Genomic DNA, 11,763 nt, shown 5'->3' with positions numbered 1-11,763 from the left:
GCGTTAGTCATTAAAATGTCGTCTCATCATGGTTTTATGTCCTTGAGAAATCCTCTACATTTTGTGGGCATCAGTGAAAATTTACCCATAGACAGTTTTTTCAATAGAAATCAGATTTATTCCCTGCCACTTTTAGGAATTTTATTGCTAGGAGCAATGTATTTTACGGCATTAACCATATTGCAAAAAAACAAAGGTCAGACTTTGTTGTTTTTATTAATGAATCTATTTGTATTGGGTCAATTGTTGTCTGAAATGTCTCGGGGATTATTCAATTATGCATATCCTTTTCATGATCTACGATTAATGGCGATAGTGATTTGCGCCTTAGGGTTTGGATGGTGCTTATTGATTTATGTGGTGAAAAATGTGGCTAAAACTCAATTTTTTCTTTGGACGAGTGCTTGCGTATTACTATCGTTATTAATCGTTGTTATTACTCCTGGATTTGATGTTAAAACCGCAGGCGCTATTTTGGTACCAACTTTATTCGCAAGTTACTTAATGTTGGTACAATTTTATAAATATCGAGATTTATCATCTTTTAGTCAGTTTGCCGCTTTTAGTGTTTTTTCTGTGACTATTTTGCTTACATTAGAGGCATTTCACGATTTATTATTCTATTACATTATTACTTTTATGCTGTGTTACTTGTTTATACAACAAGCTAGAAATTTAGTCGCAGAGCAAGCAAAACGCTTAGAAGAACAAAATCAAATTGCTAAATTACAATTTACGCTCGAACAATTAGAACAAGAACAGGCGCCAAGTAAATTACGTTTAACCAGTGCAGGAAAGGTTGATGTATTGGATACAAATAGTATTGGTTATTGCAAAGCATCCGGTGACTATGTGGAAATTTATCTATTAGACGGTCAATGTCATTTATTTAGCGGCAGTTTAAAGTCGTTGGCAGTTCAATTACCCAGTGTATTTCTCAAAGTACATAGGTCATATGTTGTTAATTTAGATAAAGTGCAAAGCTTACGCAGCGCGGTTACAACGCTAGATAATCAGGCAAGCAGTAATGCATATTTACTTTTGAAAAATCAAGAAAAAGTGCCCGTGAGTCGCCGATTTATGCCTATGGTTAGGGGAAAGGTATGTTAGTTGAAATTAATTATTAGGGTTGTAGGTCTTCTGCTTACATCATTATAGACCTCAAAATCATTGGAATCATTTATGAAAAAATTATTGCTGTTAGTTTGCCTTGGCGCTTTTTGTAGTTTTTCAAGCTTTGCATTAGATCGCTCAAAAATAGCTGATTCGGTGCAAAATGTGACCCCGTTACTTAATGGGCAAGTAGCGCCTAAAAGTAAGTTGTTAACCGTTGATGGTGATCCTGTTAGTCTAAAAGCGCTGACTATGAGCAAACCCAGTGTGCTTATTTTTTATCGTGGAGGTTGGTGCCCTTACTGTAATCGTCAACTTGCAGGGCTAAAAGACATTGAACAAAAGTTAGATGAGTTAGGTTACCAAATATTAGCTATCTCACCGGAAACGCCTGCTCAGCTTCAAGAGCAAAAGTTGCAGACTAAATTTTCAGTTAAACTTTATTCAGATGCTGAGTTAGAGGTCATTAGTGGGTTTGGTATTGGTTATTATATTGCCGATGAGAAGCGTGAAATGTATAAATCTAAGTGGGATATTAACTTAACGAGTGATAAAACCTCGGGCTCAGCAGTATTGCCAGCACCAGCTGTATTTATTTTAGATAAAAATGGTGTGGTGAAATTTAACTATGTTAATCCCGATACAAAAACTCGCATATCTCCTGAGCTTTTGTATCAAGCAGCCAAATTGTCATTATAAATAAACTTTCTACTTGGGGTTGTGATCTGCAACCCTAATTTTTTTCGCGAACTTTTTTCGTTATTTTTTTCACTAGGTCTTTCGCTAAATCATTAGGTACGGGGATTGTGAGATGGTATTGGCTAATTTTCCATCCTGAATCAGTTAACTCTAGTACGCCCGTTCCTCTACATTCACAAAAGTTTTTGTTTGTTACCATTTCGTCAAACCACGCTATTTGTTTGTTGTTTGAAAAGTAAATATGACGATTCTTAGGCGTATAAGACCAGCCTTTTCCTTGGTCAAAGTAAGGCTTAGCAAACTGATAAAATTGGTCTTTATTCCAACGTTCTGTAGCGTCAGTTCCAATAAATACCGCGTGTTCAGTTAACAATGAAAAGTAATCCTTTAAACGCGCTTCGCTGGCCGCCTGATGGAAATTATCTAAGGTTTGATTAACTTTCTGAAGTGGATCCGCAATACTTGATAACGCGCAGGTGAGTAATAAACAGCCAAGTAAAAAGTGTTTCAATTTCATGATTTTCCTTAACAAACATTGGACTTTGATTTTGAGAGTATATTAGCTTGATTCATATCGCTAATTCTTTGATTATATGGGCATAACTTTTATCTTATTTAACTCTTTGATTAATGAATAACTTTATAGCCAAACTGTTGGGGCAAAAAGTCTTGTGCAAGGATTAGCTCAAACACCTATTACAGAATTGAAAGGTGTAGGCAGTCGAGTGGCTGAAAACTTTTTGAAGTTGTCCATATCTTCTGTGCAAGATTTATTGTTTCACTTGCCTCTTCGCTACGAAGATCGTACTCGCATTTATCCTATTGCTGATTTGATCCCCCATCTTCACACAAGTATTCAAGGTGAAGTGATGTCATGTGACGTGCAGTTTGGACGTAAGCGTATGTTGATTGTGCGCATTAGTGACGGCACAGGTACAGTCACGTTAAGGTTTTTCCATTTTTCAGCGGCTCAAAAAAACAATCTAGCAGTAGGGTCAACCATTCGTTGTTTTGGTGAAGTGAAAGCTGGTAAGCATGGGTTGGAAATCATGCACCCTGAATACAAAACGGTTAGAGCGGATAAACCTGATCAAATGCAAGAATCTCTTACCCCAGTTTATCCTGCAACCGAAGGTATCAAACAACTTACTTTACGAAACTTAACTGAGCAGGCGCTAAAGCTTTTAAAAAAAGGGGGCTTGGCTGAACTGCTTCCTGAAGGCCTTTATCAACAACAAGTTAGTTTGGTAGATGCGCTTTTACTAGTGCATAGGCCGCCGCCCGATGTGACGTTAGCGTTACTAGAAGAAGGCAAACACCCGGCTCAACAAAGATTAGTGATGGAAGAGTTATTGGCTCATCACTTGAGTGTGTTAAAAGTGCGTCAGCAAAGTCAAAAACAGGCTTCGTACCCAATTGCAGCGGGCGCCAAAATATTGCAGCAATTTTTAGCTAGTTTACCATTTCAGCCTACTGGTGCTCAGCATCGGGTAGTGGCCGATATACAAAACGATATGCAACAAAGTTACCCCATGATGCGCTTAGTTCAAGGTGATGTTGGATCTGGCAAGACCTTAGTAGCGGCGTTAGCCGCTCTATCTGCCATTGCTAGTGGATATCAAGTAGGTTTGATGGCGCCTACAGAACTACTCGCAGAACAACATGCAAATAACTTTCGTCAGTGGTTTGAACCTTTAGGCGTAAAGGTGGGCTGGTTAGCCGGAAAGTTGAAAGGTAAAGTTAGAGAGCAAGTACTCACTTCATTGCAGTCTGGCGAAATAGATATATTGATTGGTACCCATGCGATTTTCCAAGAAACAGTCGTGTTTAACCGTTTAGCTTTGGTGATAGTAGATGAACAGCATAGGTTTGGTGTACATCAGCGTTTGGCACTGAGAGAAAAAGGCGAGTCACAAGGCGCGTTTCCTCATCAGCTGATAATGACTGCTACACCTATCCCTAGAACGTTAGCCATGACAGCTTATGCTGATTTAAATACGTCGATCATCGATGAATTGCCCCCCGGGCGAACACCGGTAAAAACAGTCGTGTTACCTGATACTCGTCGAGAAGAAGTGATTACACGAGTAAGAGATGCAAGTGTGCAGCATGGTCGCCAAACCTATTGGGTGTGTACACTAATTGATGAATCCGAATTCTTGCAAAGCCAAGCTGCAGAAGACACTGCAATCTTGTTACGTACAGCGTTGCCAGAATTAAAAGTCGGCTTAGTTCATGGCAGGTTAAAATCTGATGAAAAGCAACAGATTATGGATGACTTCAAACAAGGAAAGTTAGACTTATTAGTGGCTACCACTGTTATAGAAGTTGGAGTAGATGTGCCAAATGCCAGTTTAATGATAATAGAAAACCCCGAACGATTGGGGTTAGCGCAGTTACATCAATTACGCGGAAGAGTAGGCCGAGGTTCGGTTGAAAGTCATTGTGTGCTTATGTATCAAAGTCCACTATCAAAAACAGCAAACAAACGTTTAGCGGTGTTACGTGAATCGAACGATGGGTTTTATATCGCTCAACAAGATTTAGAAATACGAGGGCCGGGGGAATTATTAGGCACCAAACAAACAGGCTTGGCAGATTTAAAAATTGCCGATTTAGTCCGAGATGCAGAACTGATCCCCCAAGTGCAAAATATTGCAGATCATTTATGGCAAGCTTACCCAGCGAATGCCCAAGCTATTATTAATCGTTGGTTGGGTCACAAAGAGCAATATGGTCATGCTTGATAACTCATATTCAACAATCAAAATCACCACGACTGCGGAAGCAACAGCTGAAGTGATAGATCAGGCTAAACAAACTGCGCAGGCGTGGGGCTTGTGTTATCAAACAGGTTTAGATTCAGGTTTGGCTCTTATTCAGCAAGCCAATCAATTGGAATTACGCCAACTAGATGAACCAAAAGTAGGGGCGGTATTCGTTGATTTCGCTTCAGACGCCTTAACTTTTAGACGTTTGCATGGTGGTGGTAAAAAAGAAGCCATTGCTAAAGCAGTAGGGATCAAAGGGCAAGCTGCAATACGTATTTTAGATGCCACCGCTGGCTTAGGGCGAGATGCATTTGTGTTAGCTAGTCTAGGTTGTACCGTTGACATGATAGAGCGCTCCCCCGCGGTTGCAGCTTTGTTAGCGGATGGTTTACACCGTGCAACTCAGGATGAAAGCTTGTCAAACTGGCTACCTCTACGTATGCACCTTCATCATGGTGTGGCTTATGAGTTATTAGCAGACTGGCAAACACGGTCTCCAGAAAAGGTCCCCGATGTAGTGTATCTCGATCCTATGTTCCCTCATCGCAAAAAGAGTGCCGCGGTGAAAAAAGAAATGCGACTATTTCAGCTATTACTGGGTCCAGATGAGGATGCGGATAGGTTATTGAAGCCAGCCTTGTTACTTGCAAAAAAACGAGTGGTGGTTAAACGGCCTTCAGGCGCTCCTTATTTAGCAGACAAAAAACCTAATATTGAAATGAAGGGTAAAGCCAATCGCTTTGATATATATCTGACGGAATTGCCACGGGGTTAACTATTCCAAGATATTGTTGAGACTGAACATGACGGCTCGCTACATTTTGTTACAGACGCTGTATCTTGTTACGCAATTAGGCAACCATGGAAAATATAATGCCTAGGTGTTTTACAAAAAAGGATAGATACACATGAAAAATTTAACTAAACAACTAGTTTTAGCACTAATCACCTTAGGGACTGCAACCACTGGCCTAGCGGCAGATATTTCACATTCGTTACGTAACAATACCGAAATTAATAGTGAGCCAGAAAACTATTTTGAATTAGGTTTATCAGCACATGCAGGTAAAGGGGCGAGTTTAACCAAAGAAGACGATGATGATTATTCGGGTTTGGGTGTGGTTATTAACGGAAGTTACAATTGGAACGGCTTTTTCGTAGATTTATATGGTGAGAGCCAGACACCCTTTGTTTTAGGTTATAACGCATATCATTCCAAAAGTTGGTCATTTGATCTTTTACTTACTCCTATTGGTAATGGCCTTGGGGAAGACTTGGACGACAGGTTTATCGGGTTAGAGGACAGAAAGGTCTCCATAATGGCTGGTGGCCGAGCTACTGGATACTTTGCTGGCAATACGATTCAGTTGAGTGTTAGACACGATATTGCTGGTAAAAGTAAAGGTACATCAGCGTCGGCGTTAGTTGGCAGAAACTGGCAATATCGTAATTGGAATTTTCATGGCATGTTGGGTTTGAATTACAACGATTCCAAGTTTGTTGATTATTATTTAGGAGTGAGTCAAGAAGAAGCCGCCAGAACTAACTTTGAGGCTTTTGAGGGTGAAGACAAATTAGGATTTACGGCAGAAGCGGGTGTCACTTATCCTATTTCTGAAGATTGGGTGTTTAGAGCAACGACGCGTTATGGCAGTGTCATTGGAGATGACGATAAGAGCCCGCTGTTTATCAACGACAGGTCAGATGCCATGTCTGTTAGTACTAGTATCAGTTACGTTTTTTAGGATAGGGGCGTAATCAGATGACTATTAATATGACTAGGATGGGTCTCTTTCTAATCAACTTAATTATTGTACTAATACTCTTTATTAGTGGTAATTATCAAGCGATAGGTGCAGAGGACAGTGCCATAAATCAATCTATGATGCAGCTCAGCATTACGCCTGAACGCTGTGTAGCTTTGCGGCAGGGGCAAACTTGTTATCAACAAGTTCAGTTTAATTGGCGCAATTCGAATAAAGGAGATTTTTGTTTAATCGACACAAATCAGAACACGACTTTGCAATGCTGGACTCAGAAAACCAATGGACAGTTAAATTATGACTTTCAAGCACAGCAAAGCCGTAGTTATGTAATGCGGGCTAAAGACTCAAGTATTGATTTAGCTTTGCAAAAAATAACCGTAGCTTGGGTGTACAAATCATCAAAACGCCCCAAAGCCAGTTGGAGATTGTTTTAATGCAAGACATAACTGCCAAACACATTATGTTGGTAGAAGATGATCAGTCACTGGCCGAGTGGTTCAGTGACTATCTAAGTGAAAACGGTTTTCTTGTGACCTTAGTGACCCGAGGCGACGTGGCCATTGAGCTGATAGTAGAAGATCAACCCGATCTCGTGATATTAGATATTATGCTGCCGGTTAAAGATGGCTTTGATGTTTGTAAGGCTGTGCGAGGTTGTTATCTTGGACCAATATTGATGATGACAGCGCGAGATCAAGAGACTGACGAAGTGTTAGGTTTAGAACTCGGTGCCGACGATTATGTGACTAAGCCGGTTAAACCTCAGGTATTGTTGTCGAGAATTAAAGCCTTATTTCGTCGCAGCGAGCTAAATCATGTTAGCCCTCAAGGTGAGACAAACATTTTGACTTTTGGCCAGCTTCGTTTAGATTTTTCTGCCCGTAATGTGGAGCTTGTAGGAAGCAAGATCCCTATTTCTTCTAATGAGTTTGACGTGCTTTGTCTGTTAACCAAAGCTGCGGGACAGGTTGTGAGTAGGCAAGAGCTGGTAACTGAACTGAGAGGCATTGAATACGATGGCTTTGACCGTTCAATTGATATTCTTGTATCGCGCATTCGAAAAAAGTTAGGAGACGATGCACAAAACCCTTATCGAATTAAAACCGTTTGGGGTAAAGGTTATTTGTTTGTAAAGGACGCTTGGTAAGCATGTCATTCAGGCAAGTAATAAAATGAAAAAGTTATCACTGTCACTATTGTTTGTGGTGCTGACTGCGGCGATTGGTTTGGGGTGGACGCTAGATAATTTTTTTGCGCAAATGAATTTGTCGGAGCATAAAACTAAATCGAGTAGTGAGCTTTTATCTTATCGGCAAATGGGCTCGGCACTCGCAAACACTTTAGATAGACACACTGCGGCAGAACAGTTTCTGGCCTCATGGTCAACCAATAGCCATGTAGGCTTATCTCTAATTTCTCGCTCTGAGTTACCATTACCTCTAGAGCTAGAAAACAACTTCTCCACGGGTATACCTTTAGAGTTAGAGTCTGAGAACAATATCTTAATTCACTTCTTGTTGCCGAGTCGGCAACAAGTATTGATTTTATCTATCCCAAAATTAAACGATAAAGATGGCAACGAAGGACTTCGCTTGGTGTTTACCAGTGTCTTCTATTTGGGAATTTTAGGTATCGTACTGATTTGGCTTTATCCGCTAATCCGACATTTACAACAATTACGTAAAAGTGCACAGGCTTTCGGAGAGGGAGCGCTAGATCAACGCGTCACCATTACCCGAACTTCATATATTGCCGATATTGAAATGGAATTTAATCGCATGGCTCAACGTATTCAAATATTGGTGGATGACAATAAGTTATTGGGAAATGCGGTTTCTCATGATTTACGTACACCATTAGCAAGGCTTAGATTTGGAATCGAAGCCTTACAACAAACCGACAATCCAGCAAACCGAGACAAATATCAACGGCATATAAGTCGTGATATCGATGAGATGGAAAAACTAGTGGCGGTGTTATTAAATTATGCTCGTATGGAACAGGCTATGGTCAAGGTCGACCAACATGCTATTGATTTAAATTCATTGATTAATCAATGTGTTGGTTTGCAAGAAAGCCTAAATAATAAAATCGAATGGGCGTCAAAGGGCGAATTGTATGTTGACGGTGATGAGCATTATTTGGCTATGTTACTTAATAACTTAATCGATAACGCCTTAGAGCATGCCAACACCAAAATCCGAATTGAATTGGTGAGGGTGAAAAATAAGGTAGTACTTAAAATATCTGATGACGGAAGCGGAATTGCCGAAGATAAACGTTTGGAGTTACTTAAACCTTTTACTAGAGGAGACATGTCCGAAGGTAAAAAATCAGGATATGGCATGGGATTAGCCATAGTCACGCGCATTGCACAATGGCATAACGCTGAGTTTAGTATTCATGATTCCGTGGCGTTAGGCGGAGCTGAGTTTGTCGTCACTTTTATTGGTAAATGATTTTTAGGGCTAAATGATACATTTTGTAATCCGCATCGTATAAATGGTTACCTAGAAGCGCTTGTGCACTACACTTATTAAACATGGTTAACTGAATATCTATGTATTTACGAAATTTTTATCGTAATCATGCACATTTTTTTAACAAACCATGGTCTAATAAATGAGACTCTTGAATAGGAGATAGTTAATTATGAAACCACTTTTTAAAATTTTTACTCTAGTTGTTGGCGCTGTATGCAGTTTACAAGTTATGGCCATGGCCAAAGTTGAAGTCGTGTGGACCAACCCAGATAAATATGTAGACGTAAAAGACTCTTTTAGTGGAATGCGAAACACCAAAGAAGATGCATTTTACAATATTGAAAAAGTACTTAAACGTTTAGCTAAAAAGCTGCCAGATGGATATTTATTAAAACTCGACGTAACCGACTTGGATTTGGCTGGCGAAACTTTCTCACGAAATTATCGAGTGGTTAAACAAATGCACCCACCACGTATGGAGTTTTCTTACCAGTTGTTAGATGGTGGCGATAATGTGTTACTTGAAAACAAAGAAAATATTCGTGATACCTCGTTTATGAACAAGGTATCTCTACGATATAAAAATGAAGCGTATGGATTTGAAAAGCAGTTAGTAGAAAACTGGTTTAAAGATAATTTAACTGACTATTTAGCAAAAAATCAATAAGGATTAAAGATGATACAAGTAGGCGAAAAATTACCAGAAGTAGCGTTTAGTTTACGTCAAAATGGTGAAGGTTCTAACCCAACCACACAAGACATATTTGCTGGTAAAAAAGTTGTGTTATTCGCCGTGCCGGGTGCTTTTACACCTACCTGCTCAGAAGCGCATTTGCCTGGATACATAACACTTGCCGACAAGCTTCAAGCAAAAGGTGTTGATTCAATTTTGTGCCTTTCTGTGAATGATGCATTTGTCATGGCCGCTTGGGGTGAAACACAAAATGCTGAAGCTGTGACTATGTTAGCTGACGGTGGTGCAGAGTTTACTCAAGCGATTGGTTTAGACATGCAAACCTCAACCTTTGGTGGTGTACGTTCACAACGTTATTCAATGTTAGTCGATGATGGTGTTGTGACTGCTTTAAACGTTGAGCAAGCGGGTAAGTTTGAAGTGAGTGACGCAGAGACAATGTTAAATAGTCTGTAAACAAGTCACAGATTTCACTATAAATTAAAGCCGCGAAAGCGGCTTTTTTTGTGATGTCTTTAGAAATTTAAAGGAATTTTTAAATCCTGAGAATCGATTGGCGCACATAAAAAGGGTCACCTAAAACTCACTTCAGTGCTTATTTTAGTCATACACGCAAAGTGCGTTATGTATGGTTTTTCATATCTTAAATTATCGAGCATCGGCACACTGGTCTGACTTCTAATACTTTAGTCTAAATTATTTTTTATTATCTGTCATGCACTTACATTTTCCTCGCATAAAAGGGCGTGACAGTCTGATTTTTGTTCTATAGGGTACTTTTCGATTTAAATTAAGTATAAAAATTTTATACCTTAAGTTGATCTATACCTAATTACTTTTTTAATTTTGCTTTTGCAATGATGTATGGAGAAGAAATGAAAAACCCTATTATGATACTTGGTATCACAACTTTGTTGTTCTCTGGTTTTAGTAAAGCGCAAGGTCGATTATTTGTTGCTAGTTGTGAAGAACTCCAGCAAAAGATAGAAAAGCACGCGAACGTTATTTTACGTAAAAAACACAAGACTAACTTTAATAACCTCACCCTAAGCGGAAAGGCCCAACAAACCGAAATTCTCTCCTACGTATTGGTTGTTGGCTTTGATATGAGCGCGAAACGAGCAGGCGTTGCTGCGAATAACTTATGCAAAAGAAATAGTATAGTTTACCAACCAAAGTAACCAACGGGTAGGAAAGCCCCTAACATAGAGCGTAACTCTATGTTAGTCGCTTAAGCAGAATTGGGATACCTCTCCAACTTAGTCTAAAATCTTAATTTTTACATTCTTAAATTCAATCGGTTGACCTTCACTTTGCAAAGCGATGTAACCCGACTGTAAAGGTTTACCACCTTGTTTGAATTCATCGTCTTTTCCTTTTACAGTTCTATCTTTGCCATCTAAAGTGGGGTTTGAGTATTCGAGTACTAACTCTCCATTGATGTATTGGCTGATGTTAGCTCCTTGTACGACCAATTCTGCTGTTACCCATTGATCTTTTGGTAAGGCTTTTTTATTGGACTTCAAACAATGTCCTGGGAAAACCTTTCCTTGAAACTCGATATTTGTTCCAGGCGAACACATATTGCCAGTGGTGCGTTTACCGTCACCTAAGTCAGCTAAATATTGCATTTCTACCGACACTGGCCAGTTTTGTTCTTTATTTTGTGACTCAGCTGATTGGCTATGGAACATCACACCGCTATTTAACACGGCATGTTTGGGTCCGCCTTTTTCAAACTCACCACTAAAACGATAATCGACGGTAAGGTGGAAGTTTTTAAACGGGGTTTTATAAAAAATATGGCCAAACTCATCGGTAAATTCGTATTGGTCATAACGTACTTTGAGTAAACCATCTTCAACTCTGAAAGTATTACCGTAATTGTCGCCGGCTTCGTAATGGTGCATTTTTACTGTCCAATCATTTAGATCTTTACCATTGAACAAGGTTATCCAGTCGTTCGAATTGCTTGTATTGGTGCAGCTTGTTAAGGCTAAACCTAAACTAGCGAATAATATTATAGGTTTTAAAGACATAGTGGCTCGTTGTTTTATGTTTGTTTTTATTTGATTTTCTGTATTTATATATAAATAAGTAGAAAAAGTACACGTTTACCTGCTTTTGTTTTGTACCACTTAAAATAAATCACTCACATTCTGAACTATGTAACTTATTAGGTTATGTGCTTTTTTGTAAGTAATAAACTTATTTCATTCTTATTTATAAATCTAATT

Annotated in this window: 13 protein-coding genes; 11 read left to right on the top strand and 2 right to left on the bottom strand. The window is 39.3% G+C overall.

Annotated elements, in window-relative coordinates; all coding sequences use genetic code 11:
* Both ACSHXM_RS00880 and ACSHXM_RS00875 read left to right on the top strand, forming a co-directional pair.
* A partial coding sequence (locus ACSHXM_RS00880) for a LytR/AlgR family response regulator transcription factor (RefSeq protein ID WP_435686824.1) occupies positions 1-1,110 on the top strand: 1,110 nt, incomplete at its 5' end.
* Between the two features lie 72 nt (positions 1,111-1,182).
* On the top strand, positions 1,183-1,812 hold the full coding sequence (locus tag ACSHXM_RS00875; RefSeq protein ID WP_435686823.1) for a peroxiredoxin-like family protein: 630 nt from the start codon (positions 1,183-1,185) through the stop codon (positions 1,810-1,812).
* A 34-nt stretch (positions 1,813-1,846) separates the two neighbouring features.
* On the opposite strand, the gene ACSHXM_RS00870 is transcribed toward ACSHXM_RS00875, so the two are convergent.
* On the bottom strand, positions 1,847-2,329 hold the full coding sequence (locus tag ACSHXM_RS00870) for a nuclear transport factor 2 family protein (protein ID WP_435686822.1): 483 nt from the start codon (positions 2,327-2,329) through the stop codon (positions 1,847-1,849).
* Positions 2,330-2,483: 154 nt separating this feature from the next.
* On the opposite strand from ACSHXM_RS00870, the gene recG reads away from it, so the two are divergent.
* The 9 genes from recG to ACSHXM_RS00825 all read left to right on the top strand — a co-directional run bounded on the left by recG (position 2,484) and on the right by ACSHXM_RS00825 (position 10,707).
* Positions 2,484-4,559: an ATP-dependent DNA helicase RecG gene (gene recG, locus ACSHXM_RS00865; protein WP_435686821.1), complete on the top strand. Its 2,076-nt coding sequence runs from the start codon at positions 2,484-2,486 to the stop codon at positions 4,557-4,559.
* The gene (locus ACSHXM_RS00860; RefSeq protein ID WP_435686820.1) at positions 4,546-5,358 is read left to right on the top strand and encodes a class I SAM-dependent methyltransferase; all 813 of its coding nucleotides are present in this window, start codon (positions 4,546-4,548) and stop codon (positions 5,356-5,358) included. The genes recG and ACSHXM_RS00860 overlap by 14 nt, the downstream gene beginning before the upstream one ends.
* 133 nt (positions 5,359-5,491) lie before the next feature.
* Positions 5,492-6,328 (top strand): MipA/OmpV family protein, encoded by an 837-nt coding sequence (locus ACSHXM_RS00855; RefSeq protein ID WP_435686819.1) that lies wholly within the window; start codon positions 5,492-5,494, stop codon positions 6,326-6,328.
* Between the two features lie 17 nt (positions 6,329-6,345).
* A complete protein-coding gene (locus tag ACSHXM_RS00850; RefSeq protein WP_435686817.1) occupies positions 6,346-6,783 on the top strand; it encodes a DUF3019 domain-containing protein in 438 nt (145 codons plus the stop codon).
* A complete protein-coding gene (locus tag ACSHXM_RS00845) occupies positions 6,783-7,496 on the top strand; it encodes a response regulator (RefSeq protein WP_435686816.1) in 714 nt (237 codons plus the stop codon). Before ACSHXM_RS00850 ends, ACSHXM_RS00845 begins: the two co-directional genes overlap by 1 nt.
* 25 nt (positions 7,497-7,521) lie before the next feature.
* Positions 7,522-8,808 (top strand): ATP-binding protein, encoded by a 1,287-nt coding sequence (locus tag ACSHXM_RS00840; protein WP_435686815.1) that lies wholly within the window; start codon positions 7,522-7,524, stop codon positions 8,806-8,808.
* Positions 8,809-9,001: 193 nt separating this feature from the next.
* The gene (locus ACSHXM_RS00835; RefSeq protein WP_435686814.1) at positions 9,002-9,499 is read left to right on the top strand and encodes a DUF3016 domain-containing protein; all 498 of its coding nucleotides are present in this window, start codon (positions 9,002-9,004) and stop codon (positions 9,497-9,499) included.
* A 9-nt stretch (positions 9,500-9,508) separates the two neighbouring features.
* Complete coding sequence (locus ACSHXM_RS00830) at positions 9,509-9,982, top strand: peroxiredoxin (protein ID WP_435686813.1); 474 nt, start codon at positions 9,509-9,511, stop codon at positions 9,980-9,982.
* A 419-nt stretch (positions 9,983-10,401) separates the two neighbouring features.
* The gene (locus tag ACSHXM_RS00825; protein WP_435686812.1) at positions 10,402-10,707 is read left to right on the top strand and encodes a hypothetical protein; all 306 of its coding nucleotides are present in this window, start codon (positions 10,402-10,404) and stop codon (positions 10,705-10,707) included.
* Positions 10,708-10,785: 78 nt separating this feature from the next.
* On the opposite strand, the gene ACSHXM_RS00820 is transcribed toward ACSHXM_RS00825, so the two are convergent.
* Positions 10,786-11,565, bottom strand: coding sequence for a 3-keto-disaccharide hydrolase (locus ACSHXM_RS00820; RefSeq protein WP_435686811.1), 780 nt, complete (start codon positions 11,563-11,565; stop codon positions 10,786-10,788).
* Positions 11,566-11,763 lie beyond the last annotated feature (198 nt).

The organism is Paraglaciecola sp., from assembly GCF_051252315.1.
In the GTDB taxonomy this organism is placed as follows: domain Bacteria; phylum Pseudomonadota; class Gammaproteobacteria; order Enterobacterales; family Alteromonadaceae; genus Paraglaciecola.
This window is presented reverse-complemented; position numbering and strand designations above follow the sequence as displayed.